The 26802-nt window shown below is 72.9% G+C and carries 29 protein-coding genes and 1 pseudogene; 12 read left to right on the top strand and 18 right to left on the bottom strand.

What is annotated here, in order from left to right; translation table 11 throughout:
• The first annotated feature begins 56 nt into the window (after positions 1-56).
• The gene (locus ABZV42_RS05480; protein WP_356050940.1) at positions 57-1376 is read left to right on the top strand and encodes a hypothetical protein; all 1320 of its coding nucleotides are present in this window, start codon (positions 57-59) and stop codon (positions 1374-1376) included.
• An 81-nt stretch (positions 1377-1457) separates the two neighbouring features.
• Here the strand turns inward: ABZV42_RS05480 and ABZV42_RS05475 are convergent, their stop codons facing one another.
• Both ABZV42_RS05475 and ABZV42_RS05470 read right to left on the bottom strand, forming a co-directional pair.
• Positions 1458-2705: an amidohydrolase gene (locus ABZV42_RS05475; protein ID WP_355981927.1), complete on the bottom strand. Its 1248-nt coding sequence runs from the start codon at positions 2703-2705 to the stop codon at positions 1458-1460.
• Positions 2706-2777: 72 nt separating this feature from the next.
• A complete protein-coding gene (locus ABZV42_RS05470; protein ID WP_355981929.1) occupies positions 2778-2960 on the bottom strand; it encodes a hypothetical protein in 183 nt (60 codons plus the stop codon).
• A 151-nt stretch (positions 2961-3111) separates the two neighbouring features.
• On the opposite strand from ABZV42_RS05470, the gene ABZV42_RS05465 reads away from it, so the two are divergent.
• Positions 3112-4455, top strand: a complete 1344-nt coding sequence (locus ABZV42_RS05465) for a helix-turn-helix domain-containing protein (protein WP_355981930.1) — start codon at positions 3112-3114, stop codon at positions 4453-4455.
• Positions 4456-4556: 101 nt separating this feature from the next.
• Here the strand turns inward: ABZV42_RS05465 and ABZV42_RS05460 are convergent, their stop codons facing one another.
• Entirely contained in the window at positions 4557-5291 is a 735-nt protein-coding gene (locus ABZV42_RS05460; RefSeq protein WP_355981932.1) for a hypothetical protein, read from the bottom strand.
• Positions 5281-5838, bottom strand: a complete 558-nt coding sequence (locus tag ABZV42_RS05455) for a SigE family RNA polymerase sigma factor (protein WP_356050939.1) — start codon at positions 5836-5838, stop codon at positions 5281-5283. Before ABZV42_RS05455 ends, ABZV42_RS05460 begins: the two co-directional genes overlap by 11 nt.
• Before the next feature lie 111 nt (positions 5839-5949).
• On the opposite strand from ABZV42_RS05455, the gene ABZV42_RS05450 reads away from it, so the two are divergent.
• From ABZV42_RS05450 to ABZV42_RS05435, 4 genes are all read left to right on the top strand, one after another.
• The gene (locus ABZV42_RS05450; protein ID WP_356050938.1) at positions 5950-6906 is read left to right on the top strand and encodes a L,D-transpeptidase; all 957 of its coding nucleotides are present in this window, start codon (positions 5950-5952) and stop codon (positions 6904-6906) included.
• 217 nt (positions 6907-7123) lie between these two features.
• Positions 7124-7378, top strand: coding sequence for a hypothetical protein (locus ABZV42_RS05445; protein ID WP_356050937.1), 255 nt, complete (start codon positions 7124-7126; stop codon positions 7376-7378).
• A complete protein-coding gene (locus ABZV42_RS05440; RefSeq protein ID WP_355981937.1) occupies positions 7348-7713 on the top strand; it encodes a tyrosine-protein phosphatase in 366 nt (121 codons plus the stop codon). Before ABZV42_RS05445 ends, ABZV42_RS05440 begins: the two co-directional genes overlap by 31 nt.
• Before the next feature lie 376 nt (positions 7714-8089).
• On the top strand, positions 8090-8311 hold the full coding sequence (locus ABZV42_RS05435) for a hypothetical protein (RefSeq protein ID WP_037614735.1): 222 nt from the start codon (positions 8090-8092) through the stop codon (positions 8309-8311).
• A gap of 79 nt (positions 8312-8390) precedes the next feature.
• On the opposite strand, the gene ABZV42_RS05430 is transcribed toward ABZV42_RS05435, so the two are convergent.
• Positions 8391-9236 (bottom strand): hypothetical protein, encoded by an 846-nt coding sequence (locus ABZV42_RS05430; RefSeq protein WP_355981939.1) that lies wholly within the window; start codon positions 9234-9236, stop codon positions 8391-8393.
• A gap of 200 nt (positions 9237-9436) precedes the next feature.
• Here ABZV42_RS05430 and ABZV42_RS05425 point away from each other — a divergent pair, with 200 nt between their 5' ends.
• Together ABZV42_RS05425 and ABZV42_RS05420 are read left to right on the top strand one after the other, a co-directional pair.
• Complete coding sequence (locus tag ABZV42_RS05425) at positions 9437-9751, top strand: MerR family transcriptional regulator (protein WP_355981941.1); 315 nt, start codon at positions 9437-9439, stop codon at positions 9749-9751.
• A gap of 279 nt (positions 9752-10030) precedes the next feature.
• Positions 10031-10234 carry a cold-shock protein gene (locus ABZV42_RS05420; RefSeq protein ID WP_020871138.1) on the top strand — a complete coding sequence of 68 codons (204 nt, stop codon included), beginning with the start codon at positions 10031-10033 and terminating at the stop codon, positions 10232-10234.
• 141 nt (positions 10235-10375) lie between these two features.
• Here ABZV42_RS05420 and ABZV42_RS05415 read toward each other — a convergent pair whose 3' ends face one another.
• Both ABZV42_RS05415 and ABZV42_RS05410 read right to left on the bottom strand, forming a co-directional pair.
• Positions 10376-10798: an ATP-binding protein gene (locus tag ABZV42_RS05415; RefSeq protein WP_355981943.1), complete on the bottom strand. Its 423-nt coding sequence runs from the start codon at positions 10796-10798 to the stop codon at positions 10376-10378.
• A 193-nt stretch (positions 10799-10991) separates the two neighbouring features.
• A complete protein-coding gene (locus ABZV42_RS05410; protein ID WP_355981945.1) occupies positions 10992-11450 on the bottom strand; it encodes a cupin domain-containing protein in 459 nt (152 codons plus the stop codon).
• Positions 11451-11531: 81 nt separating this feature from the next.
• Here ABZV42_RS05410 and ABZV42_RS05405 point away from each other — a divergent pair, with 81 nt between their 5' ends.
• Positions 11532-12464, top strand: coding sequence for an FkbM family methyltransferase (locus ABZV42_RS05405; protein WP_356050936.1), 933 nt, complete (start codon positions 11532-11534; stop codon positions 12462-12464).
• An 81-nt stretch (positions 12465-12545) separates the two neighbouring features.
• Here ABZV42_RS05405 and ABZV42_RS05400 read toward each other — a convergent pair whose 3' ends face one another.
• The 3 genes from ABZV42_RS05400 to modA form a co-directional block, all read right to left on the bottom strand.
• Positions 12546-13628, bottom strand: a complete 1083-nt coding sequence (locus ABZV42_RS05400; protein ID WP_356050935.1) for an ABC transporter ATP-binding protein — start codon at positions 13626-13628, stop codon at positions 12546-12548.
• Between the two features lie 88 nt (positions 13629-13716).
• Positions 13717-14598 carry an ABC transporter permease gene (locus tag ABZV42_RS05395; protein WP_355981951.1) on the bottom strand — a complete coding sequence of 294 codons (882 nt, stop codon included), beginning with the start codon at positions 14596-14598 and terminating at the stop codon, positions 13717-13719.
• 190 nt (positions 14599-14788) lie between these two features.
• Positions 14789-15631: a molybdate ABC transporter substrate-binding protein gene (gene modA, locus ABZV42_RS05390; protein WP_356050934.1), complete on the bottom strand. Its 843-nt coding sequence runs from the start codon at positions 15629-15631 to the stop codon at positions 14789-14791.
• A gap of 220 nt (positions 15632-15851) precedes the next feature.
• On the opposite strand from modA, the gene ABZV42_RS05385 reads away from it, so the two are divergent.
• Positions 15852-16382, top strand: a complete 531-nt coding sequence (locus tag ABZV42_RS05385; protein ID WP_356050933.1) for a molybdopterin-dependent oxidoreductase — start codon at positions 15852-15854, stop codon at positions 16380-16382.
• 21 nt (positions 16383-16403) lie between these two features.
• On the opposite strand, the gene ABZV42_RS05380 is transcribed toward ABZV42_RS05385, so the two are convergent.
• The 5 genes from ABZV42_RS05380 to ABZV42_RS05360 form a co-directional block, all read right to left on the bottom strand.
• Positions 16404-16799 carry a helix-turn-helix transcriptional regulator gene (locus tag ABZV42_RS05380; RefSeq protein ID WP_355981957.1) on the bottom strand — a complete coding sequence of 132 codons (396 nt, stop codon included), beginning with the start codon at positions 16797-16799 and terminating at the stop codon, positions 16404-16406.
• A gap of 119 nt (positions 16800-16918) precedes the next feature.
• Entirely contained in the window at positions 16919-18280 is a 1362-nt protein-coding gene (locus ABZV42_RS05375; RefSeq protein ID WP_355982052.1) for a dipeptidase, read from the bottom strand.
• 2 nt (positions 18281-18282) lie between these two features.
• Entirely contained in the window at positions 18283-18720 is a 438-nt protein-coding gene (locus ABZV42_RS05370) for a hypothetical protein (RefSeq protein ID WP_355981959.1), read from the bottom strand.
• Positions 18717-20186 carry an APC family permease gene (locus ABZV42_RS05365; protein WP_355981961.1) on the bottom strand — a complete coding sequence of 490 codons (1470 nt, stop codon included), beginning with the start codon at positions 20184-20186 and terminating at the stop codon, positions 18717-18719. The genes ABZV42_RS05370 and ABZV42_RS05365 overlap by 4 nt, the downstream gene beginning before the upstream one ends.
• A gap of 265 nt (positions 20187-20451) precedes the next feature.
• A complete protein-coding gene (locus tag ABZV42_RS05360; protein ID WP_356051050.1) occupies positions 20452-21984 on the bottom strand; it encodes a hypothetical protein in 1533 nt (510 codons plus the stop codon).
• Positions 21985-22226: 242 nt separating this feature from the next.
• Here ABZV42_RS05360 and ABZV42_RS05355 point away from each other — a divergent pair, with 242 nt between their 5' ends.
• Both ABZV42_RS05355 and ABZV42_RS05350 read left to right on the top strand, forming a co-directional pair.
• On the top strand, positions 22227-23546 hold the full coding sequence (locus ABZV42_RS05355) for a molybdopterin-dependent oxidoreductase (protein WP_356050932.1): 1320 nt from the start codon (positions 22227-22229) through the stop codon (positions 23544-23546).
• Positions 23546-24010 (top strand): annotated as a pseudogene (locus ABZV42_RS05350) (hypothetical protein); the annotation flags it as partial. The gene ABZV42_RS05355 and the pseudogene ABZV42_RS05350, both read left to right, overlap by 1 nt.
• On the opposite strand, the gene ABZV42_RS05345 reads toward ABZV42_RS05350, so the two are convergent.
• The 3 genes from ABZV42_RS05345 to ABZV42_RS05335 all read right to left on the bottom strand — a co-directional run bounded on the left by ABZV42_RS05345 (position 23896) and on the right by ABZV42_RS05335 (position 26632).
• Positions 23896-24780, bottom strand: coding sequence for a methyltransferase domain-containing protein (locus tag ABZV42_RS05345; RefSeq protein ID WP_355981965.1), 885 nt, complete (start codon positions 24778-24780; stop codon positions 23896-23898). The pseudogene ABZV42_RS05350 and the gene ABZV42_RS05345 sit on opposite strands and share 115 nt — an antisense overlap.
• Positions 24781-25022: 242 nt before the next feature.
• Positions 25023-25796 carry a DUF2064 domain-containing protein gene (locus ABZV42_RS05340; RefSeq protein ID WP_356050931.1) on the bottom strand — a complete coding sequence of 258 codons (774 nt, stop codon included), beginning with the start codon at positions 25794-25796 and terminating at the stop codon, positions 25023-25025.
• Positions 25793-26632, bottom strand: a complete 840-nt coding sequence (locus tag ABZV42_RS05335) for a glycosyltransferase family 2 protein (protein ID WP_356050930.1) — start codon at positions 26630-26632, stop codon at positions 25793-25795. Before ABZV42_RS05335 ends, ABZV42_RS05340 begins: the two co-directional genes overlap by 4 nt.
• Positions 26633-26802 lie beyond the last annotated feature (170 nt).

The raw sequence follows: 26802 nt of genomic DNA, 5'->3' as shown, positions 1-26802 counted from the left end.
TTTGCATGCGCAGCCGTTACGGTGCTGAGGTGTCAGATCGATGGGGGAGGCAACCTGTGCCCGGAACCGTGCTGCTCCTCGCGGCCTCGCCGGTGGGCAGGGGGTGTCTGGTGGACGCGGCCTCCGTGCTCCCGGTGCTCGCGGCCGTCGCCCCGCCGGTGCTGTCGGGCACCGAGACGGCGAACGTCGTCGAACTGGCCGACCCGCTGGAGCCGCAGGCCGTGCTGACCCGGCTGCGGGCGGCCGCGACGGCCCCCGGGCCGTTGACCATGTTCGTGACGGGGCAGCTCCAACTGGACCGCCGCCAGCGGCTTCCGCACCTGGCGCTGGCCCGCACCACCCCGGCGACGGTCCGTTACACCGCCTTCCCCTGGCGCTGGTTCGCCGATGAACTCCGGCTGCGGCCACCGGGTTCCACGACCGTCTTCGTCGACCTGCACGCGGACCAGGACGCCTGGGAGTTCCTCGCCGGGCGCCCTCTCACGGTGGGCCCCCCGGCCGAGCTGTACGGCCGTGTCGCCCCGCCGCCTTCCCGCCGTACGGTGGCGCAGCCGACGTACATGCGAGCGGTCGCCACCCTGCTCCGCAGCGGACACCGGCCTCCCCTCGACCGGCTCCACCAGCAGGCTCTGGCGAGGGTGTCGGGGGAGGAGAACGCCCGGACGGCAGCGACGGACCTCGTACTGTCACCCGGACAGTCGTGGGCGGGACAACCCTGGCCTCCGGCACCGGAGTTCACGACCGTCACGGCTCCGCCCCGCACCCCCGCGCCGCCGCCGCACCCAGCGGTTCCACCCGCTTCGGTGCCCGCGCCCCGCGTGACACCCGCCCCCTCCGCGACACCCATCCCCTCCGCGACACCCACCCCCTCCGCGACACCGGTTTCCTCCGCGATGCCCCGGCCCTCCGTGACGCCTCCCGGCCGGGCGGGTCGGCGGGACGGTTCACCCGCCTCGGATCCACACGAGGAGATCACCGAGGCTGTCCGCGACGGACGTCACGACGACGCCCTCGCGCTGGCGGAGCGGTGCGGGCGGGAGGCGCTGGCGACGCACGGGCCCGGGTCCGAGCAGGTGCTGCACTGGATGGAGGTACGGGCCGACCTGGCGATGTTCGCCGGGGACGCCGAGCGGAGCTGCCGCGGCTGGCTGGCTCTCGCGGCGACCCGGCTGGACGCGGGGCAGGAGCCGGGCGCGCCGGAGGTGGAGTCGGCCGTGGACCGCGCGCACCACCAGTGGGGCCGCATCGCCGATCCGGCGCGGGTCCGCGAACTCGGGGCGGAACTGGCCCGGTTGAGGCTGTGCGTGCCCGGACGCCAAGAGGGCGCGCTCGATCATGTCCGGCGGCAGTTGAGCCAGTTGCAGACACAGGCCTGATCACGCTTCACCCCCTGCGGTGCCGCGGCCGGTGGAGCGCCCGCACCTGCCCGGATCGACTGGGCACCGGTCAGGGGGAGTTCAGCTCCCGGCAGCCAGTGACACCAGTGCCCCCGACACCAGGGTCCGTACGCCCGGCGCGACCGTGGACAGGTCGGGGGCGAAGTGCGGACTGTGGTTGCTGGGGACCGAGGCGAGCCTGGTCATCAGGTCGTCCGCGCCGGGGGCCGCGTTCCAGACGTCGGCCGGGGTGCTGGTCACGAACCAGTAGGAGTAGGGGATCCGGCCGGCCGCGAGCCGGGGAAAGTCCTCGCTGCCCATGGCCGGACCGGGGTCGAGGATCGTTCCGGCGCCGAAGACCTCGCCGTGCACGGCGGCGATCCGGCGGTCGGTCTCCGCGTCGTTGACGGTCACCGGGAAGTCGTTGCCCACGGTGACCGTGGGCTCGGCCGGGCAGCCGGCCGCCGCGCACTCGCCCGCGGCGACGCGCCGCACGGCCGCGATCATCCGTTCCCGTACGTCCTGCGACTGCGTCCGCAGGTTCAGGGCGATCCGGGCCTCGGACGGGATGATGTTGTGCCGGGTGCCGGCCTCGATCCGCCCCACCGTCAGGACGGCGGACTCCCGGGCCGCGATCTCCCGGCTGACGACCGTCTGGAGCCGCGTGACGATGTACGCGGCCGTGACCACAGGGTCGACGGTCGCCTCGGGCCGTGAACCGTGGCCGCCCCGGCCGTGCACGACGATGTCGATGTCGGTCGAGGCGGACATGATCAGGCCGGGGGAGTGCGCGTACAGCCCGGCGGGACCGGGCGCCACATGCTGGCCGAGCAGGACGTCGGCCCGCGGGAAGCGTTCGTGGAGACCGTCCGCGACCATGCGGGCCGCGCCCTCGCCGGTCTCCTCGGCGGGCTGCCCGGCCAGCACCAGCGTGCCGGACCAGGTGTCCCGCCCGGCGGCGAGCGCCTCCGCCGCGCCGGTGAGCCAGGTGACGTGCAGATCGTGGCCGCAGGCGTGCATGACCCCGTCGGTCCCCGAGGCGTACGGCAGCCCGGTCTCCTCGGTGACGGGCAGCGCGTCCATGTCGGCGCGCAGCAGCACGGTGGGCCCGTCCCCGTTGCGCAGGACGCCGACGACGCCCGTACCGCCCACGCCCTCGGTCGTGTCGTACCCGGCCTTGCGCAGCCGCTCCGCGAGGGCGGCGGCCGTACGGTGTTCGCGCAGCGACAGTTCGGGATGCCGGTGCAGATCCCGGTAGAAGTCCTCGAGGGCGGGGACCGGGAGGTCGGCGGTGAGGTCCAGCGCGGTTCGGGCGGCGGTAGAGGTCACCGCTTCAGCGTAGGCGCGATGTCCTCGCCGTACGGGGGATTCGCCGCTCTCACGAGGCCGCGGGAGAGCCGGTCACCGGGCCGCGGGGAGTCCCTGGTGGCCCGTCGTGTGTGTGGTCGTCGCGGTCGTGTGTGCCGCGGGGGCCTCTTCGGCCGCTTTCGCCGGGCCGATGTTCGCCGCCGTGACCAGCGCGGCGACCGCGAAGAGGGCGGCGAGAAACCCTCGGGAGTAGCGCGCGGAAATACGTCGGAGCACGGTGACCTCGCAACAACAGCGGCGTATTAAGCATGCTTAATCCGGCGCTTAACGTAGAGGCTCCCGGGCTCACATCGCAAGAGCCGTCTGTCGTCGGACAGGTAGTCAAAAGCTGGACTGAACCAAGTCGGCTTGATGGCATGCTTGACCCATGGCGGAGCGGGACGACCCTGAGATCATCGGGCGCAGGGTGCAACAGCTGCGCACAGAACGAGGCCTGACGCAGCGACAGCTCGCGGAACCGGTGTACACACCCGCGTACATCTCCACTCTGGAGGCCGGCCGGGTCAGGGCCTCCGAGCCCGCGCTGCGGCACATAGCCGGCCGCCTCGGGGTCGCGTTCGAGGAGCTGGCGACGGGGCGGCCAGCCCATCTCGCCACCGACCTGCGGCTGCGGCTGACGGACGCGCAGCGCACACTCTCCACCGGAGAGGCGGAGGTGGCCGCCGGGACCTACGCCGCCCTGCTCGCGGAGGCGGAGGCCCACGGGCTGGTCGCCGAGCAGGCGGCGGCCCTCCTCGGACTCGGCGAGTGCGCTCTGGACACGGGGGACCTGGAGACGGCACAGCGGCGCTTCGAGGAGTCCGAGCAGCGGCTGGGGGACGCGCCGCTGCCGCAGCGGGTGCCCGCCGTGCGCGGCCGGGCGGTCTCCCACTATCTCGCCGGTGAACTCCGTTACTCCTGCTACCTGTTCGAGTCCACCCTCGACGAGCTGAACCGGACGGGCCTGCACGATCCCGAGGCGCTGCTTCTCCTCTACACGGGAGTCATAGCGCCCTACATGGACATGGGCGCGCACGCCAGGGCCGCCCAGGCCGCCGAGTTCGCGCTCGCCCTCGCGCCGCAGGTCCAGGACCCGGCCCTGGTGGCGCGGATGCACCGGTCGGTGGCCCGGACGATGATCGCCGAGGGGCGGATCGCCGAGGCCGACGTCTCCCTCGCCAAGGCCGCCGAGCTGTACCGGCAGCTCCAGATCCGCACCGAGCTCGCCAACTGTCACTGGATGCGCGGCTATCTGTACGCCCAGAACGGTGAACTGGAGCGTGCGGAGGACGAGTTGCGTGAGGCGCAGGCCATGCTCTCCGCGAAGCGGGCCGCGCTCTATACCAGCCAGGTCGCGGTGGAACTGGCCGATGTGCTGCACCGGCGCGGCAAGTCCGACGAGGCGGACGAGCTGCTGCGGCAGGTGCTCGGCGACCTGAGTTCCGAGCGGGGCGCCATCCACGCGGCCGCCGCGCACCGTCTGCTCGGGATCATCGCGGAGGACGCCCGGGACACCGAGGCGGCCGAGGAGCACTACGTGCGGGCGATGAGCCTGCTGGAGCGGGCGGGCGCGGCGGGCGACCTGGCGGACCTGTGCCGGCTGCTGGGCGACCTGCTGCGGCGCACCGGCCGGGTGGAGGCGGCCCTGGACGCCTACCGCACGGGCCTCGGCCACCGCACGGCACCGGGCACGACGACCCTCGGCCCGGCCCCGGCCCAGCCGCCGCTGTGACGCCGGGCGGGAACTGACGGGTGCCGCTGGGCTTCCGGACGGAGGGGCCCCGACGGGTGCCGCACGTCGCGTACGGGACCCGCCGGTCGGGCCTCGGCCCGCTAGCCGCCCGACGTTCCCGCGTCCGACGTTCCCGCGCCCGGGCTTCTCGTGCCGGTGGTCACGCCCGTGCCCCCGGTCGTCTTTCCCCCGTGCACCGACGAGGGAGCCGAGGCGTTCGCCGAGGGCCGGATCTCGACCACCGCTCCCGGCGCGAGGCGGTCGTACAGCAGCTTGGCCTCGGTCATGTCCAGGCCGATCCAGCCGTGGTCCGGGTCGGAGAAGCCCTGGCCGCCGGAATCCACGGAGCCGACGTAGTCCGTCGTGCCGTCGGGCGCGGTGAGCTCGACCGCCCAGGAGGCCTTGAAGGCGTAACCGCCGCTCAGACCGACCGTCTTGGAGGAGACGTTCCTGACGGCGTTCTTCGCGGTGACCGTGGTCCGGACCGTCGGTGTGTACCCGGGCAGGCTGTCGAAGTTGAGTGTGAGTCGCAGGCCGGCGACGGAGATCACCCGCCTGCCCAGATCGATCGTGGCGTCCGGCGACGCCACCGGCAGGCTCGCGGTGACGCCGGGGCTCGCGGCCGGCGGAGGCTTCTGCCGCGCCCCGCCGTCCGGGCTCACCACGAGGACGAGAGCGAGAGCGGCGGCGACGCAGGCACCGGCAGCGGCCCAGGCCGTACGGCGGCGCCGCCGGCGGACCGTGGCCCGGCCGCGGATCTCCGCACCGGTCAGCTCGGGAGACCGCTCCCCCTCGGTCGCCAACTCGCACAGCGCGGAGGTGAGTTCATCGGACACGGTCGTCCTCCCTCTCCTCCGTGCCCGCCGCGCGCGCTGAGCCCGACGGGCGCGCGGAACCGGCCAGGTCCGCCGAATCCTCCGAGAGCACCCGCGCCAGCGCCGCCCGGCCCCGCGAGAGCCGGGCCTTGACCGTGCCGACCGGGGCACCGGTTTCGGAGGCTACCTGCTCGACACTCAAGTCGCACAGATGGTGCAGAACGATCGCCATCCGCTGCGCCTCGGGCAGCGTGCGCAGCGCGGCCACGAGCGCGGTGTGCTCGGGCCCGGGGCCCGCGACGTGGTCGGCAGGCGGTGTGCGCCGCACCAGTTCCAGCCAGCGCCGGGCCCGGCGCCAGCGGCTCACCGCGAGCCGGGTCGCCACCGTCCGTATCCACGCCTCGGGAGCGCCGTCGGCGAGGAACTCCCGCCGCCGGTCCCAGGCGCGGACGAACGCCTCCTGGACGACGTCCTGCGCCTCGCCGTGATCCCCCGTGAACGCGTAGAGCTGGCCGGTCAGCCGGGGGAACGCGGTCGCGTAGAACGCGTCGAACTCCTCCTCGGTCATGCCCCCCGCCCGAATCTCCGCAGTTTCTCCGGCCTTGTGCAACCGGGCCGCCCCCGCCGCGCGTACAGGCCCCGTAGGTCGCACATCGAAACACACCACAGGGGGATCACCATGACCACGGGACGGAGAGGCGGCCGGGGCCGGACGGCCCGCGCCTGGAGCGCGGCGGCCTTGTGCGTGCCGGCGCTCGCCGGATGTTCGGCACAGGCGGTGGCCGACGGCGGGGGCGAGGGAGGCGGGCCGGGGGGCCGGCCCGCGGCCACCGGAACCGCCGGTGCCACGGGCAAGGCCCGGCCGAGGCCCTCCGCCACACCGCTCAGGTCCCTGCCGGGCGCGCACGTCAACATCGCCGACGGACAGACCGTGGGCGTCGGCATGCCGGTCTCGGTGACCTTCGACCGCCCGATACCGGTGGCCGGACGGGCGGGTGTGGAAAGGCAGTTGAAGGTGACCGCTGCGGCCGAGGGGTCCTGGGGGTGGGTCAGGGACCGTAACCTCGTCGACGGGCAGCGCGTCGACTTCCGGCCCCGCAGGTACTGGAAGCCCGGAACGGCGGTCACCGTCCGGGCCGGAGCCGGAATCACAAGGCATTTCACGGTGGGCCGCTCCCTCGTCGCCACAGTGGATGTCCGTACACACTTCATGACGCTCGAAACCGCCGGATCGTCGCGCCGTGTCCCGATCACCGCGGGCGCGCCGGGCATGGACACCTGGAACGGCACGATGGTCGTCTCCGACAAGGCGGCCAAGGTCTTCATGAACTCCCGGTCGGTCGGCTTCGGCGACGCGTACGCGGATTACTACTACTACTACGCCGTCCACCTCACCGCCTCGGGCACCTACCTCCACCAGAACCCGAAGGCGAACGTCTACGGCGGCCGTCGGAACGTCACGCACGGCTGTGTCGGACTGGCCGTCGGCGGGCCCGCGAAGCGGTTCTTCGACGAGGTCGTCCCCGGTGACGTCGTCAAGGTCGTCGGCTCCCGGGACACGGTCGCGGTCGGCAACGGCTACGGCGACTGGAACCTGCCCTGGGAGCAGTGGCGAGCGACGAGCGCGCTCGGCTGACGCGCGTCCGCGCGGAAGATCTCCGGCCGGTGCCGTCCGGCCGGCGGGCGCCGGGAGTCCGCACGGGGCGACGGCACCCCTGAACCGTCCGAACATCGTCTCCATCAAGAGGAGTTGCCCCTCCGCCCGCGCCGCCTCCCAGCGCACCCCCTTCACGGCCGCGACCGTCACCGCCGGCGACGACGGCTCGTACCGCATCGTGTGGAAGGCCCCCGGGGTGCGCCAGGTCCTAGTGCGCGCCGCCGGGCGAGTCGTCGCGCGGGGCGGTGCCACGGTTGACGTGACCGTGCGCGGACTGTCCGCAGCCGACCGCCAGTGGTTCGACCTGGCCCCGCGGCGCGGTGGCTCCCTGCGCCTCGCCGACCGGCTCATCGAGCTCGACGGCGCGGTCGACTTCCGTGACGCGGGCGGCTACCGCATCGCGGACGGCCACTGGTCAAGATGGGCGAGATCCACCGCTCGGACGCCCTGAACAGGCTCAGCGACGCCGACCTCGCCAAGCCGAAGCGGCTCGGCGTCCACGCGGTGTACGACCTGCGGATGGAGTCGGAGCGCGCCTCGGCCCCCGACCGGGTGCCCGCCGGCGCCTCCTGCACCGTCGCCGCCGACGCGGCCACGCTCGCGGCCATGCCGCCGGCCGGGGCCGCCGTCCACAAGCCGCTGCTCGACGTGCGGCCCGAGTACCTGAACTCGGGCTTCGACGAGGTCCGCGCCGAGTACGGCGACTTCCGCTCGTACCTGAAGGACGGCCTGCACCTCGACGCCCGGGAACTGCGCGACCTGAAGCGCGAACTCCTGGCGGGCTGACCCGGGCGGGCCGGCCGCCGCGCCGTGTCCGGCCGTCCGGTGGGACGGACCGACCGGGGGCGCGCGGGCGTACGCCCCCCTGTGTCACCGCCGTCCCGGCGGTCCGCGGTGCCGGATCCGGCGCGTCCGGAACCCACCGTAACGGGTTGTCCGGTCCGCGACAGGCTCGCCCGGCGGACGGCTCCGCGCACCGGAGAGATCGCGGAGCCGACGCCCCGACGGCTGACCTCGGGGAACGCCCGGCCGGCCGGGCGGGGACCGGACGGGAGGGCGCGGGGCCGCCGTGATCCGGAGTGCCCGGGGAGGCCGAGTCGGAGCGGGATCGAGACCATCAGGCTCTACCGTCCGACGGAATAGGGCCCATACTGGAATCACGATGAGTAAATCCTCCGCGCCCCGGCGCCACCTGCCCACCAGCCCCTTCGCTGCACCCGTCGTCCCTGTGGCCAAGGAGTTCAGCCTCGGAGACCGCGTCTCCCACGACCAGTACGGCCTGGGCACGATCGTCGGCGTCGAAGAGGGCATCGCGATGCTCGTCGACTTCGGCGCCCGCCAGGTCCGCGTCCTGAGCCCCTACACACGGATGGACCGGCTCTGAACCGCACTCACTGACACACCCCCGGCCCCGGGCAGCCGCTGACAGACTGCCCGGGCCGCGGTGTGTCCGGGGGCCCCGCTCAGCCCTGTGTCGGGGCGGGCGACTTCCCCGCCAGGACGGCCTTCAGCCGGTTCGTGCCCGCCTGGACGGCCTGCTCGGTGGACTGGTGCTGGGTGCCCGAGAGGCCGCCGTTGGTGAGGGACAGGGCGCTGTCGCCGACCGTCACCGCCGCGAAGTCGAGCGTCAATGTCTCGGGGTCGCCCTCCAGCGCACCGCTCATCGTCACCTGGAAGCCCTGGCGGGCGTCCCCCACATCGGGCAGATGTGTCGAGACGACCTGGACCGTCTGCCGGTCGCCCTTGCCGTCGACGGCCGTGAACTGGTCGCAGATGTCCGGCAGTGTCTTCAGCCAGTTCAGCCGGGTGTCCAGGGAGCTCTTCCCGTACGAGGCGACCTCGTAGCGCATCTGGGCGTCGTTGCCGCTGTCGTCGAAGCCGGTGACGGCGCTGCCGCCCTGCGGCTTGCCCAGCAGGTCCTCCGAGTACAGGCCGTCCAGCAGCTTCTGGCACTCCTTGGCGTTCCCCTTGTCGGTGACGAAGGCCGACGCGTCCACCTTGCTCCTGAGCAGCGTGTCGTGCCAGGCCGCGACGCCCTTCGACTCGTCCCACTGCGACCCCAGGTCGGAGTTGGTGATCAGCGCGAGCTGCGCCTCGGTCTTGGTGAGAGTACGGACGGAGGCTGAGGGCGAGGGGGTGGCGGCGCCGGGCTCCTCGGCCACGGGAGAGGCCGGGACCGTGGAGGCGGGGGACGCGGTGGAGTCCGTACGGCCGGAGCCGCTGTCGTCCGCGCCGTTCGAGCAGGCGGCCGTCGAGAGCAGCATCCCCGCGGTCAGGGCGGATGCGAGGAGACAGGACGGACGGATCATGCGAGGGCCTCCCGAGGACGGTCCCGAGGTCGGGCTGTGTCCCTCCACGCCACCACCGGCCACGGCCTCCCACCAGCGCACCGGTCCGTCCGGGTGAGTGCGGCGCGGGGATGTCACCGGGCCGCCACCGGGTGCCCCCGGCCGGTACCGGCCGGGATCTGCCAGAGTGGGAGGTGATGCACGCGCCCCTGGGAAGCACCATGAGCCCCACCGACCGAGTCGAAGACGACGACTACCCCGCCTACACGATGGGCCGGGCGGCCGAGCTGATCGGCGCCACCCCCGCGTTTCTGCGGGCCGTCGGGGAGGCCGGGCTGATCACGCCCCTGCGCTCCGACGGCGGCCACCGCCGTTACTCCCGCAACCAGCTCAGGCTCGCCGCCCGCGCCCGGGACCTCGTCGATCAGGGCACGCCCGTCGAGTCCGCGTGCAGAATCGTCACGCTGGAGGAGTGCCTCGACGAGGCCCTGCGGATCAACGAGGAGCTGCGCGGCTCGACACCGCAGGACGCGTGAGCGGGACGTCGGACGATCCCCGGGGGGAGTTTCTCGGCGGGACCTGGATACCTGTTCCGGCCGATACAGAATTTGGTGCACGGGCCCGCGAGGTTTTGGTATTCCCCACGCCGGGGTGAGATAGTGCGCGTCCTCCGGGGCCCGCAGCGTGCTAGTGTCGATTTCAGTTGCAGTTGTGGTTCCCAGAGTTTTTCCGGTGCATTCCGGTGGGGCAATCATTGCGGCGACGCAGGTCCACACAGTGTGGACCTTCGAGCTTTGCCCCGAAGGAGATTTGACATGGCTACTGGCACCGTGAAGTGGTTCAACGCGGAAAAGGGCTTCGGCTTCATCGAGCAGGACGGCGGCGGCGCCGACGTCTTCGCCCACTACTCGAACATCGCCACCTCTGGCTTCCGTGAGCTCCAGGAAGGCCAGAAGGTGACCTTCGACGTCACGCAGGGCCAGAAGGGCCCGCAGGCGGAGAACATCGTCCCCGCCTAGTCCGGGACACCGGATGGCCGGCGTTCGCACCGCAAGGTGCGGGCGCCGGCCATCTGTTTTTTGCGGTCACTGAAATTGCGATGAATTTTTGGTGCTCATTCCCGTTTCCGGTGGCGCTGAACCCGGAGCGGGCCCGGCCCGCTACCGCACCGCCAGGACCGCGCGCACGGTCTTGCCGCCGAAGCCTGTACTGACGATCTCCAGACTGTGGGCGAGCTGCTGGACCATGGCCAGGCCCCGGCCGCTCTCCGATTCCGTGTCCAGTACGCCGATCCGCGGCCGTCCGGGACTGTCGTCGTGGACCTCGACCGTCACGCGCCCGTGGCCCAGTTGCAGACGCAGCCGGCAGCCGCTGCGGCCGTACCGTACGGCGTTGGCGACGAGCTCCGAGGCGATCAGCGTGGCGTCGTCCACCTGGTCCGCCGTCGGCGGGGCGAACCGCGGCCGCGGCCGGGTCAGGAACGCCGTCGTCAGCTTGCGGGCCCTGCCCGCCGAGACGGCCGTACGCGGCAGTGTGTACTCCACGCGGGCGGTCGGCCGGACGGTGCGCTGGTGCGCACGCATGACTGACACCTCTCTTCCCCCTCCCAGGACAACCGGCACCCGGCCGACGGCTCCGTCCCCGCCGGCCGGGACCCCACGCGAAACGGTGCGTGGCCGGTCCTGCCCTCGGGTGATGCCCCACCCGGGCGATCCGCAACCAACGACCCGCGTCACAAAGGCGCCACAGGCCTTTCCGGGCCGCTCGACTGCCTGTTCAGCGGCCGGAGTCCAGCAGATGGAAGTCGTCGTAGTCGAAGCCGGGCGCCACCACGCAGCTGACGAGAACCTCCTCGTCGCCGGCCGGCCGGGCGGACTGCCAGACCCCGCCCGGGACGAGGATCTGAGGGCGCTCCCCGGCCTCGACACGGGGGCCGAGGCGGACCACCTGCGGGATGGACTGGGGGCCGTCCCCGTCGCCGCCGAGCAGGAGGTCGAGGGGGCCGCCGCGGTGCCACAGCCATAGTTCGTCCGAACGGACGGTGTGCCAGGCGGAGGTGTCACCGGGTGCGAGGAGGAAGTAGATGGCGGAGGCGGCGGCGCGGGGTCCTGGGTAGCCGTCGGGCAGGAAGGCCTGCGGCGCCGTCCAGGTCTCGACGAACCAGCCGCCCTCCGGGTGGGGACGCATGTCCAGGGCGGCGGCCAGCGCCGGGATGCCGGTTTCAGGAGAGGTCATCCCCTGCCTCTATCACGCGGCCTGAAGGGGGTTCAACCAACTCCCGGTGGACACGCGTGCATCTCTGACAGGGTGTGGGCCATGGCGACCCTTCACAGAAAGCTGCTAGGTCTGCTTCCCCGTATCGGGGTGCAGGTGCTGGACCTCGGATCGGGAGCCGCGGTGGTCTACCGGCGCGGTGTGCGCAGACGCGTCGCCCTGGGCAAGGGCGCCGATCTGGTGCTGCGCGGGCGGACGGCGGCCTGGAAGCACGTGCCGCTCGGCGGCACCGGCGCCCGTCTCCTGCTCGACGAGAAGGAGACGGCGGCCGACGAACGCAAGTTCCAGCTGTCGGCCGCGTCCTATCTCTGCGGGCAGCACGTCACCGCCCTGCTCGACAGATACGAGGTGAACTGCGTCTTCGACGTGGGCGCCAACTCCGGTCAGTACGGACGCCAGTTGCGCCGCCTCGGCTACACCGGCCGGATCGTCTCCTTCGAGCCGACCGCGGAGGCCTTCGGCAAGCTCCGGCAGGCGGCCGAGGACGACCCCGACTGGCAGGTGCATCGGATCGGCCTCGGGCGGGAGGACACCACCCAGTCCATCCATGTGGGCTGGAACACCATGAACTCCCTTCTCCCGCCCAGCGATTACGGCAGGGACCGCTACAAGCGTTTCGCCAAGACCCGTACCGAGGACATCGAGGTCCGCCGTCTCGACGGGATGATGGACACGGCACTCGCCGGGATCGACGACCCCCGCCCCTACCTGAAGATGGACACCCAGGGCTACGACCTCGAGGTGTTCGCGGGCGCCGGGGAACGCGCGGCGGAATTCGTCGGAATGCAGTCGGAGGTCGCGACGCTGCGGCTGTACGAGGGCAGTCCCCGCATGGGCGAGGCCATCGCCGTGTACGAGGAGAGCGGCTTCGAGATCACCGGCATGTACCCGGTCTCGCGCGAGGAGGCGACCGGCCGGGTGGTGGAGTTCGACTGCGTGATGGTCCGGGCGACGGCGGTCCCGGCGGCCACGTAGCGGAGTGGCGGCGCTTCTGCGGTGGGTGCGGCCGGTGCCGTAGCTGTCGTTGTGCGCCCGCCGGGGACTACGGGACAGCCCTCAGGCCGGATAGGCGTGTGTCTGGGCCGCCTTCACCGTGGCCCAGACGGGGGAGCCCGGATGCAGGCCGAGTTCCGCCGCGGCGACCGTCGTCAGATCGGCGGCGAGCGGCAGTTCGCCGGTCAGGTCCACCCGGATCTGGTCGCCGTGCGTCTCCAGACCCGCGACGCGGCACTGCCACAGATTGCGGGCACTGGAGCCGGTGGGCCGGTCGCGGTGCAGCGTCACGGCGCTCGGCGGGAACGCCACGAAGACGGGCCCGTCGAGCCGCTCGGTCGTGGTGATCTCCGGGCCAGCCTCCAGCCGTACGCCGTGGCCGTCGGCGGCGCCCCGGTAGAGGTTGAGCCCGACGAGCTGGGCGATGTAGTCGGTGCGGGGTCTGCGGGCGATGTCGGAGGGGCCGCCCTCCTGGACCACCCGGCCGTCCTCGACCACCACGAGCCGGTCGGCCAGCACCATCGCGTCCAGCGGGTCGTGTGTCACGAGGACGGCGACGGCCTCGAAGTCAGCCAGGTGGTGCCGCAGTTGGGCCCGCACGTCCAGCCGCGTACGGGCGTCGAGCGCGGCGAGCGGTTCGTCGAGCAGCAGCAGGCGGGGACGGGTCGCGAGGGCCCGGGCGAGCGCGACCCGCTGCGCCTGCCCGCCGGAGAGCCTGCGCGGCCTGGTCCCGGCGAACTCGGCGAGGCCCATGCGCTCCAGCCACGCGGCTGCCTGGGCCCGTGCCTCCGCCTTGGGCACACCCTGGCAGCGCGGCCCGAAGGCGACGTTGTCGAGCGCGGACAGATGCGGGAACAGCAGGTAGTCCTGGAACACGACACCGACGGGGCGGGACTCCGGCGGCGTACGGTCCAAAGGGACGCCGTCCAGCCGCAGCCGGCCGCCCTCGGACAGCGGGGTGAGCCCGGCCAGCGCGCGCAGCGCCGTCGTCTTGCCCGCGCCGTTCGGACCGAGCAGCGCCACGACGTCACCGGGGGCGGCGCTCAGTTCGATGTCGAGGCGGAACGAGCCGCGCCGGACGACGAGCCGGGCGTCCAGGCCCTTGCCGGAAGCCGTGGGCGTCGCCCCCGGGTTCGCCTCGGTCATGACGCGATCACCTCACCCTCGTCCCGCCGCCGTCCGCCGGCCTCGTCCCGGCGCCGTCCGTCGTCCCCGTACGCCTGTCGGTCATGCCTCATGAGGCCGCCGTCATCCAGCGGTCCCGCAGTCCGGCGAGAACCGCGATGGACACCAGGAGCAGGACGAGACTCAGGGCGATCGCGGCGTCGGGGTCGCTCTGAAGGGCCAGATAGACGGCCAGCGGCATGGTCTGGGTGCGGCCCGGGAAATTGCCCGCGAAGGTGATCGTCGCGCCGAACTCGCCGAGGGCGCGGGCCCAGGCCAGGACCGAACCGGCGGCGATGCCGGGCGCGATGAGCGGCAGGGTGACCCGGCGGAACGCGGTGAAGCGGGAGGCGCCGAGGGTCATGGCTGCCTCCTCGTACCGAGGATCTGCGGCCCGTAGCGTGCCTTCCACGCTGATCACCAGGAAGGGCATCGCCACGAAGGCCTCGGCCACGACCACCCCGGCCGTGGTGAAGGGCAGCGTGATCCCGAACCACGAGTCGAGCAGCTTGCCCACGACGCCGTTGCGGCCGAGGGCCAGCAGCAGCGCGACACCGCCGACCACCGGGGGCAGTACGAGGGGCAGGGTGACCAGGGCCCGGACGAGTCCGCGTCCGGGGAACTCCGTACGCGCCAGCAGCCAGGCGAGCGGCACCCCCAGCACCAGGCACACCGCGGTGGCCGCCGTCGCCGAGAACAAGGACAGCCGGAGTGCCTGCCAGACCTCGGGCTTGGCCAGCTGGTCCGGAAGGCTGCTCCAGGGCGCCCGCACGAGCAGCGCGAACAGCGGGAGGAGCAGGAACACGAGCCCGGCGAGGGCGGGCAGCAGCAGGGGAAGCGGTGTCCGGCCCCGCACCCGGCCCGGCGTCCGGCCGCGCCCGCGCCGCGGCCCACCCATGAGGGTGTCGGCCGGGGCGCCGGACTTGTCGGGCGAGGTCACGGGATCACTCATGGCTTCAGGAGACGGGTTCGGGGCGTCCGCTTCAAGGGGTACGCCGCACGGGACGGGTGGCGAGCGGCGCGCGCCGGACGGCGGACGCATGCCGCGAGGCGCGCGCGGACGGGCGGTCGAGGCACGCGCCGGAGGGTGGACAGACGGTGGCGACGCGTGCCTGGACAGGGGCCGTCCGGGGCGGCGGGTGTCAGGAGGTGGGCTTCAGGAAGCCGGCCTCCGTCAGCGTCCTCCGGCCCTCCGGAGACTGCACCAGCTCGATGAACGCCTTGGCCGCGGCCGAGTTGGGGGCGTCCTTGAGCAGGGCGATCGGGTAGTCGTTGACGGCGTCGGCGGACTCGGGGAACTCCACGCCCTCCACCTTGTCACCCGCGGCCTTCACATCGGTCTTGTACACGACCGCCGCGTCGGCCTCCTTCAGCTCCACCTTGGTCAGGGCGCTCTTGACGTCCTGCTCGTAGGAGACGGGGGTGAGCTTCAGCTTGCTCGCGTCCAGCGCCTTCTGCGCGGCGGCGCCGCACGGCACGGTCCTGTCGCACAGGACGACCTTGAGGCCGGACTTGGTGAGGTCCTTCAGGGAGGCGACCTTGTGCGGGTTGCCGGGCAGGGTCGCGATCTCCAGCTGGTTGCGCACGAAGGTCGCGGGGGTGGTCGCCGCGTCGCCCTTGCCGGTCACGATGGCCATCGTCTTCGGGCTGGCCGCGGCGAAGACGTCCGCCGGGGCGCCGCCCGTGATGCTCGCGGCGAGAGTGTCGCTGCCGCCGAAGCTGAAGGTGACCTCGGTGCCCGGGTGGGCCTTCTCGAACTGCCGGCCGAGGGCCGTGAAGCTCTCCTTCAGGGAGGCGGCGGCGAACACGGTCACCGTGCCGGAGAGCTTCGGCGGGGAGGACGCGGAGGACTTCGTCGTGTCCGAGGAGCCGGACGCGCCGTCCGAGGAGGAGCAGGCGCTCAGGGCCAGCAGCGCGGCGGCACCGGCGCCGGCCACCTGAAGGGTCCGGGTGGTGCGGCGGGTCCGGCGCGCGGATCGGGTCATCACGGATCTACTCCCTCGAAGACTCTGAGGCTCGCTGAAGCCTCCGTCGTGATCCTCAGTCCTGGGCTCACGTTCTGCCATGGCCTGATCATACTTCCGCATATGCAAGCTGTAAGTCTCCTGTCGCATCGCATGAGCTGTGCCCAGTGGCTTCGGATGTACGCATGTGCGTTTGCCCCGGGCCGCCCGCGGGGTACGGTCCACCGGGAGGTGCTGTCCAGTGAGCCAGTCCCTGACGCAGCCGACACCGCCGGCTCCCCCGCTCGCGGAACTCGCGCTGACCGGTGACCTCGCCCGGCCCGCCCTGCTGACCGTGCCCGACCTGCTCGCCTGGCCCCAGCACCGGGTGCGGGTCGCCTTCGAGTGCGCCGGCAGCGGAGTTCGGCACCACGGCTTCGAGGGCCCGCTGCTGCACGACGTGCTGCGGGACGCCGGCCCCCGCTTCGATCCGGCCCGCCGCAAGGACCGGCTGCGCTTCCTCATCGCGGTCGCGGGCGCGGACGGCCACCACGCGCTGCTCACCTGGGCCGAGATCGACCCCGACTTCGCGGACGCCCCGGTGTTGCTCGCGGTCGGCATCGACGGCACCCCGCTGGACCGGGCCGGCCCGCAGCTGGTCCTGCCGCAGGACCGGTGCGGGGCCCGGCACATCAGCGGCATCAACACCATCAAGGTGGACGGCTGTTACCCGTCCCGGCCGGGCGGGATCACCGGCTGGACGGCCGCGCAGCCGGGCGGGACCACGGGCTGAGCGGCCGTGCCCGGAGGCCGGTCAGGCGCGGTCGATGTGCACGTTGGTCGATTTGACCCTGGCGGTCGCCTCCACGCCGACCTCCAGGCCGAGTTCCTCGACGGCCTCCCGGGTCAGCAGGGAGACCAGCCGGTGGGGGCCCGCCTGGATCTCCACCTGGGCCGCGACATCGCCGAGTTTGACGGCGGTGACGATGCCGGGGAAGGCGTTGCGGACCGAGGTGTGCGAGGTGACGCCCTCCTCACCACCGGCTCCGGCCAGTTCCACCGAGAACGCGGCGAGGTCGCGGCCCTCGATGAGGCGGCGCCCGCTGTCGTCCCGGTGCGTGGCCACCCGTCCGGCGTCCGCCCAGCGGCGGGCGGTGTCGGGGCTCACGCCGAGGAGCCGGGCGGCCTGGCCGATGGTGTAGGACTGCATGGGCGCGACGATAGGCAGGTGCTCCGCGCCCCTGCAAGCCGAACCCCGGGCGCGGCGCGAGCCGTTGCGCGGCGGGCGCGAAGGCTCTCCGCCCGCGCCCACGGCGCCGGGGGACATGTTCAGCGGCCGCGGGCCCCGGCGTCCGCGTAGGCGCGGAGGAAGAGCGCCTCGACGTGGGCCATGTGCTCGATCTCGGTCGGGTCGACGCTCTCGTCGGGGGCGTGGATGAGGCACTTGGGTTCCTCCACGCCCATGAGGATGATCTCGGCGCGGGGGTAGTTCTCGGCGAGGACGTTGCACAGCGGGATGGAGCCGCCCTGCCCGAGGAACGCCATGGGCCGGCCGTAGACCTCGTTCATGGCGCGGCCGAGCGCCGCGTAGGCGGGGCCGTCGGTGGCCGCCTCGAAGGGGGCGCCGGCGCTCTCGTCCTCGACGCTCACCCGGGCTCCCCAGGGCGCGGCCTCGGTGAGATGCCGGGTGAGGGCGGCGCGGGCCACCGCCGGGTCCGTGCCGGGCGGGATCCGCAGGCTCACCCGGGCCCGCGCGGTGGGCGGTACGGCGGCGGCCGACCCGACCACCGGGGGGCAGTCGATGCCGAGGACGGTGACGGCGGGGCGGGCCCACAGCCGGTCGGCGACCGTGCCGGTTCCGGTGAGCCGGACGCCCTCCAGCACTCCGGCGTCGGCGCGGAACCGCTCCTCGTCGTAGCCGACGCCCTCCCACGAGCCCTCGCAGTCGAGTCCGTCGACGCGGGTGGCGCCGGTGGCCGGGTCGCGCAGGGTGGAGAGCATCTGGATCAGCGCGGCGAGCGCGTCCGGGGCGGGGCCGCCGAACATGCCCGAGTGGATCTCACCGGCCAGTGTCCCGACGGTGACGACGACGTTGGCGAGGCCGCGCAGGGTGATGGTGGCGGTGCCCGTGCCGACCTCCGCGTTGCCGGTGTCGCACACCAGCAGGGCGTCGGCCAGGAACTGCTCCGGGTGCTGGGCCACGTAACTCTCCAGGCCGCCCGTGCCCTGCTCCTCCGACCCCTCGGCGACGAACTTCAGGCCGACCGGGATGTCGTCGCCGAGCGCGCGCAGGGCGGTCAGGTGCATCACGATGTTGCCCTTGCAGTCCGCGGTGCCGCGCCCGTACCAGCGGCCGTCGCGTTCGGTGAGGGCGAAGGGCGGTGTGGTCCAGGCGTCGTCGTCCAGCGGCGGCTGCACGTCGTAGTGGCAGTACAGCAGGACGATGGGGGCGCCGGGCGGGGGCGGGCGGTGGCCGATGACCGCGTGGCTCCCGTCGGGTGTCTCGGCGAGATGGACGTCGTGGAGGCCCGCCTCGGTGAAGGCGTCGGCCACCCACTGCGCGGCCCGCCGGCACTCCTCGGGCGGGTACTGGCGCGGGTCCGCGACGGACGGGATCGCGACCAGTTCGGCCAGGTCCGCCCTGGCCCGTCCCATCAACCCGGCGATCTTCCCGGCGAGTTCGGAGGACATGGTCACCGCCTCACCGTGTCGTCGGTCTTCAGGTCGTCGAGCCTGTCCTGGATCTTGTCCAGCTTCTCCGGGCAGTAGATCTCGATGATCGTGGCCTCCGCCCGGAGCGACCTGCCGTCGCCGATGACGGGCCGCTGGCCGACGAAGGCGGCGCCGTTGGAGACGTTGATCTTCCACAGCGCCGACTTGAGGGCGCTGGCCGGATCGTCGCAGACCAGGCCGCCGTCGGTGCCGAGGACACTGGCGATCAACTCGGTGTCGGGGCGCGGAAGTCCGGCCTCGACCGCGGCGTCGGCGAGCTGGTTGGCCTTGCTCACGGCCTTGTTGTTCGACGTGATGGCCGAGTAGCGCACGAGTCCGGCCACGACGAGACCGAGCAGCACGACGATCGCGCCGTAGTAGATCCACTTGTGCTCGGACGCGAACCGGGTGGGACTCATGCCCCCGCCTCCTCCTGGCGCGCGGCTTCCGTCTGCCAGCCGGGCTTGCGGAACCTCAGGAACGCCCAGGGGATCAGCAGGCCGAGGATGCCCAGACCGGAGCCGATGATGACGACGTACACGAGCACGCTGTTGCTGCCGAACTGGGAGGGCGGCACGAAACCGATGACCATGGCCGCGGCCGAGGCGAGCAGACCGGTCACGCACACCACGTTCAGGGCCGGGACGCGGTAGCCGCGCGGGTGGTCGGCCTGGTTCTTGCGCAGCCGCATCGCCGCGACGAACATCAGCAGATAGACGATGAGGTACACCTGCGTGGTGATCGTCGAGAAGATCCAGTACACGTTGGAGACGTTCGGGATGAATGCGTAGCCCAGTGCGATCACCGTGGTCACGACGCCCTGGGACACCAGGATGTTCTGCTGGATGCCGAACCGGTTCAGCCGCTGGAGGTACGGCGGCAGATAGCCCTCGCTCCGGGAGATCTCCAGCAGGCCCTTCGACGGTCCGGCGAGCCAGGTCAGCATGCCGGCCAGCGACGCGGAGATCAGCATCACCGCCGCGATGGGTGTCATCCAGCCGATGTCGAAGTACGAGAAGAACGCGTCGAACGCCTGCATGACACCGGCGGTGAGGCTGGTCTGGTCGGCGGGCACCACCCAGCTGATGGCCAGCGCGGGCAGGATGAAGATCAGCAGCACCAGGCCCATCGCCAGGAACATCGACTTCGGGTATTCCTTCGCCGGGTTCTTCAGCGACGACACATGGACGGCGTTCATCTCCATGCCGGAGTACGACAGGAAGTTGTTGACGATCAGCACGAGGCTGGCCAGGCCCGTCCAGGCCGGCAGCAGGTGACTGGCCGTCATGGGTGCCGCCGAGGGGTTGCCCTGGGCCAGGAAGACCATGCCGAGCACGACGAGGATCGTGCCGGGCACCAGGGTGCCGATCACCAGGCCCCAACTGGACAGTCCGGCCAGGGCCTTGGTGCCACGCGAGGAGACCCAGACGCCGGTCCAGTACAGGACCACGATGACGATCGCCGTGTAGAGGCCGCTGGAGGCCAGGGCCGGGTCGATGATGTAAGCGATGGTGCTCGCCACGAAGGCCAGCAGGCTCGGGTAGTAGAAGATCGTCATCGCGAACTGGCACCACACGGCGAGGAATCCGAGTGGCTTGGACAGTCCCTCGCTCACCCAGCGGTAGACGCCGCCGTTCCAGCCCGAGGCCAGCTCCGCCGAGACCAGGGCGGTCGGCAGCAGGAACACGATCGCCGGGACCAGATAGAGGAACACGCAGGCCAGCCCGTACACCGCCATCGTGGGGGCGGCCCGCAGGCTCGCGACCGAGGCGGTCGTCATGAGCGCCAACGTCAGCCAGGTGAGTCTCGGTGCCGCCGGGACCGTGGCCCGGGCGGCCTGCGTCGTCTCCCGTGGCGCGTCCGCGGGCATGTCCATCGAGCTCATCGGACGCCTCCTGGTTCCCGAGTCGAAAGCGATGCCGCCAGCCTCCGCGCGCCGCCCTGTCCCCGCGCGCCGGGTGACCCGTCCGAGTGACCGCCGACGCCCCCGATTTCCGGCGCCCGGCGCCCGGTCCGATCGGGCTCCGGCGCACGGCGGGGTCCGTGGCCGATTGGGCTCCGGCGCACGGCGGGGTCCGGCGCTTGGCGCCCCGTCCGGTTGGGCTTCAGCGCGGCCGTGCGATGAGCGCCGCTCCGGACCGGCCCGGCGGTCACCAGCCCGTCAGCAGAAGGTGGTTGAGGAGCAGGGCCGTCACCGCCTGGGCGACGAGCCAGGCCCGGGCCCGGGGGAGGAACGCCCCCGCAGGGAGCAGCCACATCGCGAACGGCAGCCAGATGCGTTCGGTCTCGGCCTTACTCATGCCGGACAGGTCGGCGACGAGCAGGGCGAGCAGCGCCGCGACGACGAGGACGGCGAGCCGCGGGGCGGTGCCCTGCGCGGGAGCCCGGCCCGCCGACGCGGCGGCCGCCCGGAGCCGTACCGGCGTCCGCGCGTCAGCGGCCCGGAGCCCGGCCGGTGTCCGGGCCGCAGCCGCCCGGACACCGGCCGGCGCCGTTGCGCCCCGGACGGCCGCCGCCGCGATCCGTACGGCCGCCGTCCCGGCCCTGCGCAGTCCCGCCACGGTGGCCGGTCCCGCGATCAGCACCGTGCAGGCGAGATTCGCCCAGACCCAGTAGCCGTACGGCCGTACACCGCCCGCGCCTTCGTAGTAGCGCAGGACCAACAGGCGGTACGCCTCGAACCAGTTGAAGCCGAGCAGCGTGAACACCGTGGGTACGACGGCGAGTCCGGCCAGGACGTACGGGAGCGGGCGGAGCCGGGAGCCGCGCCCGAGCAGCAGGACGGCGCAGGCGATCACGGAGATCAGGGTCAGGCCGTACGAGAGATACGCGGTGAGGCCGAGGAGGAGGCCGGAGCCGAGTCCGAACGTCCGCGGCCGGTGTCCCGTGACCGCGAGGGCGAGCAGAGCCAGGGCCCAGGCGGCGACCGCCGCGAAGTAGCCGTCCGCCGAGGTGCCCATCCACACGGCCGCCGGGGCGAGGGCGAGGAAGGGCGCGGCGCGGCGGGCGAGTGACTCCCCGGCCAGGACGCGCACCGTCACGAGCACCGCCACCCCGGCCGTCGCGCCGACGGTGACGCACCAGACGCCCGCCCAGGCGCCGCCGCCCAGCCCGGCCCGGTCGAGGAGGACGAAGGTGAGGGTGGCGGCCGGCGGATGTCCGGCGATGTGCGCCGGCCAGTGGCCGGGGGAGTGCAACAGGATGTGGTGGGTGAAGTCCCGCAGGGCGGCGGGGATGTCGTGGAAGCGGTTGACCGGGGTGATGACCTGGAGATATTCGTACCGCGTGGTGAGGCGCCGGGCCACGCCCCGCTCCCAGCCGTCGACCAGCGCGAGGGAGAACGTCCACACCGTCGTCGTGCCCCACACGACCGGCAGCAGCAGGCGCCAGGGCAGCCGGGCGGCGACGAGGGGCCCGTACGCCACGACGGCGACCGCCACGGCGATCGCGGCCGGAGTGCCGGGTCCCGCGTGCGGCCCCCAGTGCCCGTACAGCGGGGCGGCGCTGACGAACAGTGTGCCGTAGCGCTGCTCGATGACATGGCCGACGACCGCCGCCGTCAGCACGAGCAGCGCGCAGGCCAGGGCGGCGGCCAGATCGCGCCGGACGGCTTCAGGACCGTCGCTCAGCAGGGTGCGCGCGAGGCCGGGGGACGCGGCCCGGGATCTGGCCCGGGACAGCATCGCCGACAGGCCCCGGGGAGCCGCCCGGGGAGGAGGTGCGGCGGGAGACGCGGGGGCAGCCTCAGGGGTGAGCGGGGAAGGGCCTTCGAGGCCGTCGGGGAGCAGTTCGCGGGGGAGGTCGCGGTTCACCCTCGCACGCTAGGCCGGAAGGCCTCGGCGACAGTGGCCTTGGAGGGGGACGTCAGAGTTTCGTCATGGTTCGTGAACCCGTTCGGGGGGTGCCCCCGGCCTACGGTCGGGACATGCCTCGGCCTCCCTCCTCACCCGCCTTCTGGCGCAGCCCGCTGCGCGGCCCCTGGTTCACGTCCGTGCTCGGAGTGGTGCTGCTCGTCGGGATCACGGTGCTGTTCGTGACCGGGCTCCTGTCGTACGCGGCCTACAACCCGGACCTCTCCGCGGTGAACGACAAGACCCCCGACAAGGGGATCCTCGGGTTCTATCTCTTCCCCTGGCCCACCCGTCCGGTCTGGCTGTACCGCCTCACCCAGGGTGTCCACGTCACGCTCGGCATCATGCTGATCCCCGTCCTGCTGGCGAAACTCTGGTCGGTCGTGCCGAAACTGTTCGCGCTGCCGCCGGCCCGCTCCCTCGCGCACGCCCTGGAACGGCTCTCGCTGCTGCTTCTGGTCGGAGGCGCGCTCTTCGAGTTCACCACCGGCGTGCTGAACATCCAGCTCGACTACGTCTTCCCCGGCTCCTTCTACACACTGCACTTCTACGGAGCCTGGGTGTTCATCGCGGCGTTCGTGACGCACGCGGTGCTGCGGGTGCCGACGGCCCTGCGGAACCTGAGCCTGATCGGCCGCCCGGGCCCGCGGACGGACCGGGCGAGCGCGTCACAGGGCGCATCACCGGGCGCGTCATCGGATGCGTCACCGGACGCGGGTGAACCGGAGCGGCCCGAGGACGGGCTGGTGTCCCCTGACCCGCTGCCGCCCACCGTCTCGCGGCGCGGTGCCCTCGGCTTCGTCGGAGGCGGGTCCGTGCTCCTCGCGGCCACCACGGCGGGCCGGAGTTTCGACGGACCACTGCGCGAGACGGCGCTGCTGACCCCGCACGGCGGCGCCGAACCCGGCTCAGGACCGGGGGGCTTCCAGATCAACAAGACCGCCGCCGCACGCGGCATCAGTGCCACGGAGACCAGCGAAGAGGCCTGGCGGCTGGTCGTCTCCGGGAAGGGCCGGACGGTCCGGCTGAGCCGTGCGGAACTGAGCGAACTCCCCCTGCACAGCTCCGCTTTGCCCATCGCCTGCGTCGAGGGCTGGTCGACGTCCGACCAGTGGTGGCGGGGGGTGCGGCTGCGGGACCTGGCGGGGCTCGTCGGCTACGAGGTGGAAGCGGCCCCCGCCGTACTCGTGGAGTCGCTTCAGCGGCACGGGGCGTTCCGGGTGGCCGCCCTGCGCGACAACCAGGTGCGCGATCCTCGTTCGCTGCTCGCGCTGTCCGTCAACGGCGCAGAGCTGTCCCCCGATCACGGCTACCCGGCGCGGATCATCGTTCCGGCCGCGCCCGGTGTGCTGAACACCAAATGGGTGGCCCGGATGACGTTCGGAGAGCTGTGATGCGACGCCTTGACCGGGGAGGAGCCGGAGTGCGTAGGGGTTTCCGGGATCTGATCGGCAGTCCCTTCCAACTCCTCCTGCTCGCCTGCTCGTTCACGCTGGCCGCCTACGCGGGGGTGCGGCTGCTCTCCGCCGAATGGTCCCGGGTCGCGCTGTGGTTCGTGGGCGCGGCGGTACTGCACGACCTTGTGCTCGTGCCGTTGTACGCCGGTGCGGACCGGGCCGTCTCCACGGTGCTGGCCGCGAGAGGCCACCGGGACCGGACCATGTACGTCCGTGTTCCGGCGGCGCTCTCCGGGCTCCTGCTGCTGGTGTGGTTCCCGCTGATCAGCGGGCAGGTCGCCGGCCACTACCGGTCGGCGACCGCCCTGCCGGCCGACGGCTTCCTGGCCCGCTGGCTGCTGATCACGGCGGCACTGTTCGCCGGGTCCGCGCTGCTGCTCCTCGTGCGGTCCCTTCGGGCCTCCCGCCGTGGCCCGTTGCGCAGGGCCACGAAGGAACGTCCGCCCGCCGTCCACTGAGCGTCGGGGCGCCATCCGGCGCGTGCCGCGTGCCGGAGCAGGGCGGGGGTGCCGAGCCGGGCCCAGGGGAAGACGGCCCGGTCGTCCGGTGCGCCCTGGGCCCCGCCCCTGCTCCTCCCGCCGGACGCCTCCTTCATGCCACCGGCGAAACCGGCGCCACCAGCTTCGTCGGCCTCGTCGGCTTCGTCGCCGTGGGCGGCGCGGACGATACGGACGTCGACGCGTTCGTCCACGTCCGCGCCCGCCACGGTCTCGGCGATCAACAGGCCTCCCGGGGACAGCAGTTCGGCTGTGCGGCGCAGGAGTGCCGCCGGGTCCCCGCCGATGCCGATGTTGCCGTCCACGAGGAGTGCGGTGCCCCAGCGGCCCTCGCCCGGGAGCGGCTCGAAGACGGACCGGCGCAGGGCCTGACCGCCGAGCCGCACCGTGCGGGTCACGGCGGCCTCGCTGACGTCGATGCCGAGAGCGGGCCGGCCCCGTGCCGCGAGTTCCGCGACGAGCCGTCCCGGCCCGCATCCCACGTCGAGCACGGTGCCCTCGCAGTACGCCAGCACCCGCAGGTCGACCGCGTCGGCGCCGGCGCACCAGCGTTCCACTTCCAGCGGGAGCAGCCAGCCGTCCGTCCGCCGCAGATACAGCGGTCCCCGGCCGGCGCCCAGCGCGTCGGCGTAGGGATCCGCGGTCCACGCACGAGCGGCCCGCCCGGCCACCACCTCCGCACCGGCGCCGCTTGCCCGCCCGGGCCGGGCTTCTGTGCTGGTGCTGCTTGCTCGTCCGTACAGGGCTTCTGTACTGGTGCTGCCTGCTCGTCCGTGCGGGGCTTCTGTGCTGGTGCTGCTTGCCCGCCAGGGTCGGGCTTCCGTACCGGTGCCGCTTGCCCGTCCGGGCAGGGCCTCCGTACCGGTGCCGCCGCCCGTTCCGCCCGGATCCCGGGCGGTCGTTCTCCGCGCGCCGCTCATCGGCCTGCACCCCGCCGTCCTGCGGCCGGACCGGGATCCGCGTCGGTGCCGGTCCGTGCGGCTCGGAGGGCCCTGACGGCCGCGAGCCCGGCGACGAAGCCCGAGTCCGGGCCGGTCACGCGCCCTTCGTCCTGGTCGGGCAGCCGCCCTGCGGCAACCGCCGCCGTCGCGAGCCGGGCCAGTTCCGCCGCGAAGGTGCTCTCGGGCGCGGCCGTCGCGACCTCCCTGGCGTCCGGGGCCGTGTCGACGTCCCGCAGACAGGGCAGATCCCGGACCCTCAGCCCGGCCCCGACGAGCCGTTCCCGTTGCACGGCACCCGTCGTGTGCGTCGACATCGGCACCCCCCGCAGCAGGTCCGGGCGGGGTTCGGCGAGGCCCAGCGCCCAGAAGCCGCCGTCCTCGGCGGGCCCGAAGTACGCGTCGCAGTCCGCGAAGTCCACCGTGAGCAGGGCGGGTGTCACCTGGGGCGTGTCCATGCCGATGAGCAGCGCGGGCCCGTCACAGCCCGCGAACGCCGCGGCCAGCCGCTCGTCCAGGCCGCCGGCGCACTGTCGTACGACGTCGAAGCCCGCCGGCAGCCAGGGTCCTGGCGCCCCGTCGAGCACGAGGACCCGGCGCCGTGCGGGTGCCGCGGCCACCGCGCGCAGGGTGTCCACGAGGGCCGCCTCCGCGAGCGTCGCCGCCTCCCGGGGAGTGAACGGCGGTGTGAGCCGGGTCTTCACCCGTCCAGGGCGTGGCTCCTTGGCGATGACGAGCAGGGTGACGCTCACCGGACGGTTCCTCCTCGGGACGGAGCTGGGCCCGGCGCGGGTGCCAGTGCTTGTGCAGGTGCTTGTGCGGGTGCGGGTGCGGGGACCGGTGTCGGAGACGGGACCGGTGCCGGGGTCGTCATCCGGGCTCCCGTCCGTGCCGCGGCAGGCACGGGCACGGGCGGTTCGGCCAGGACGCGGCGCATGTCCCGGACCGCCTGCCAGGTACCGCGCCAGGTTCCGGTGACCTTGGAGACACCGGTGCGGGCCAGATACGGCACGTCGTGCTCGGAGACACGCCAGCCGGCGTCGGCGGCGCGGACGACCATCTGGAGCGGGTAGCCGCTGCGCCGGTCACTGAGCCCGAGGCCGAGCAGCGCCTCACGCCGGGCCGCGCGCAGCGGACCGAGGTCGTGCAGGCGCAGGCCGGTACGGCGCCGGAGCAGCTGGGCCAGCGCGATGTTGCCCGCACGGGCGTGCGCCGGCCAGGCGCCGCGCCCCCGCGGTCTGCGCCGGCCGAGGACGAGGTCGGCCTCGCCGGCCCGGACCTCGGCGACGAACGGCAGGAGCAGGGCCGGGTCGAGGGAACCGTCGCAGTCGCAGAAGCAGACGATGTCCGCGGTGGCGGCGCTCAGGCCGGCGTGGCAGGCGGCGCCGAACCCGCGGCGCTCCTCACGTACGACGGTGGCGCCGAGCGCGCGGGCGAGATCCGCGGAGCCGTCCGTGGAACCGTTGTCCACGACGAGCGCGCGCCAGCCGGACGGGATCCGGGAGAGCACCCAGGGCAGGGCGCCGGCCTCGTTCAGACAGGGAAGGACCAGGTCGACGTCCGGGTCCGGTACGGGAAAGGTCGTCACGGCCCTCACCTTACGAACGGGAAAGGGATATACCGGACTTCATGTCCTTACGAAACTCGGACGCCGGTCCGCCGGAGCCGCACGGGACCCGGCCGGGTGCCACGCTGGAGCCATGGATCAACCGCAAGCATCCCCGGGCACCGAACCCGAGCCGAACCCGGCCGGGAGCC

It is taken from the genome of Streptomyces sp. NPDC005281, from assembly GCF_040607495.1.
GTDB lineage: Bacteria > Actinomycetota > Actinomycetes > Streptomycetales > Streptomycetaceae > Streptomyces.
This window is presented reverse-complemented; position numbering and strand designations above follow the sequence as displayed.

What these genes read in the sequence shown, in the direction of transcription:
- ABZV42_RS05465 (WP_355981930.1), top strand. Translation starts at nt 3,112, where the DNA reads ATGGCGGAGCGGGACGACCCTGAGATCATCGGGCGCAGGGTGCAACAG.
- ABZV42_RS05455 (WP_356050939.1), bottom strand. Translation starts at nt 5,838, where the DNA reads ATGACCGAGGAGGAGTTCGACGCGTTCTACGCGACCGCGTTCCCCCGG.
- ABZV42_RS05450 (WP_356050938.1), top strand. Translation starts at nt 5,950, where the DNA reads ATGACCACGGGACGGAGAGGCGGCCGGGGCCGGACGGCCCGCGCCTGG.
- ABZV42_RS05440 (WP_355981937.1), top strand. Translation starts at nt 7,348, where the DNA reads ATGGGCGAGATCCACCGCTCGGACGCCCTGAACAGGCTCAGCGACGCC.
- ABZV42_RS05435 (WP_037614735.1), top strand. Translation starts at nt 8,090, where the DNA reads ATGAGTAAATCCTCCGCGCCCCGGCGCCACCTGCCCACCAGCCCCTTC.
- ABZV42_RS05430 (WP_355981939.1), bottom strand. Translation starts at nt 9,236, where the DNA reads ATGATCCGTCCGTCCTGTCTCCTCGCATCCGCCCTGACCGCGGGGATG.
- ABZV42_RS05425 (WP_355981941.1), top strand. Translation starts at nt 9,437, where the DNA reads ATGAGCCCCACCGACCGAGTCGAAGACGACGACTACCCCGCCTACACG.
- ABZV42_RS05420 (WP_020871138.1), top strand. Translation starts at nt 10,031, where the DNA reads ATGGCTACTGGCACCGTGAAGTGGTTCAACGCGGAAAAGGGCTTCGGC.
- ABZV42_RS05415 (WP_355981943.1), bottom strand. Translation starts at nt 10,798, where the DNA reads ATGCGTGCGCACCAGCGCACCGTCCGGCCGACCGCCCGCGTGGAGTAC.
- ABZV42_RS05410 (WP_355981945.1), bottom strand. Translation starts at nt 11,450, where the DNA reads ATGACCTCTCCTGAAACCGGCATCCCGGCGCTGGCCGCCGCCCTGGAC.
- ABZV42_RS05405 (WP_356050936.1), top strand. Translation starts at nt 11,532, where the DNA reads ATGGCGACCCTTCACAGAAAGCTGCTAGGTCTGCTTCCCCGTATCGGG.
- ABZV42_RS05400 (WP_356050935.1), bottom strand. Translation starts at nt 13,628, where the DNA reads ATGACCGAGGCGAACCCGGGGGCGACGCCCACGGCTTCCGGCAAGGGC.
- ABZV42_RS05395 (WP_355981951.1), bottom strand. Translation starts at nt 14,598, where the DNA reads ATGAGTGATCCCGTGACCTCGCCCGACAAGTCCGGCGCCCCGGCCGAC.
- modA (WP_356050934.1), bottom strand. Translation starts at nt 15,631, where the DNA reads ATGACCCGATCCGCGCGCCGGACCCGCCGCACCACCCGGACCCTTCAG.
- ABZV42_RS05380 (WP_355981957.1), bottom strand. Translation starts at nt 16,799, where the DNA reads ATGCAGTCCTACACCATCGGCCAGGCCGCCCGGCTCCTCGGCGTGAGC.
- ABZV42_RS05375 (WP_355982052.1), bottom strand. Translation starts at nt 18,280, where the DNA reads ATGTCCTCCGAACTCGCCGGGAAGATCGCCGGGTTGATGGGACGGGCC.
- ABZV42_RS05370 (WP_355981959.1), bottom strand. Translation starts at nt 18,720, where the DNA reads ATGAGTCCCACCCGGTTCGCGTCCGAGCACAAGTGGATCTACTACGGC.
- ABZV42_RS05365 (WP_355981961.1), bottom strand. Translation starts at nt 20,186, where the DNA reads ATGAGCTCGATGGACATGCCCGCGGACGCGCCACGGGAGACGACGCAG.
- ABZV42_RS05360 (WP_356051050.1), bottom strand. Translation starts at nt 21,984, where the DNA reads ATGCTGTCCCGGGCCAGATCCCGGGCCGCGTCCCCCGGCCTCGCGCGC.
- ABZV42_RS05355 (WP_356050932.1), top strand. Translation starts at nt 22,227, where the DNA reads ATGCCTCGGCCTCCCTCCTCACCCGCCTTCTGGCGCAGCCCGCTGCGC.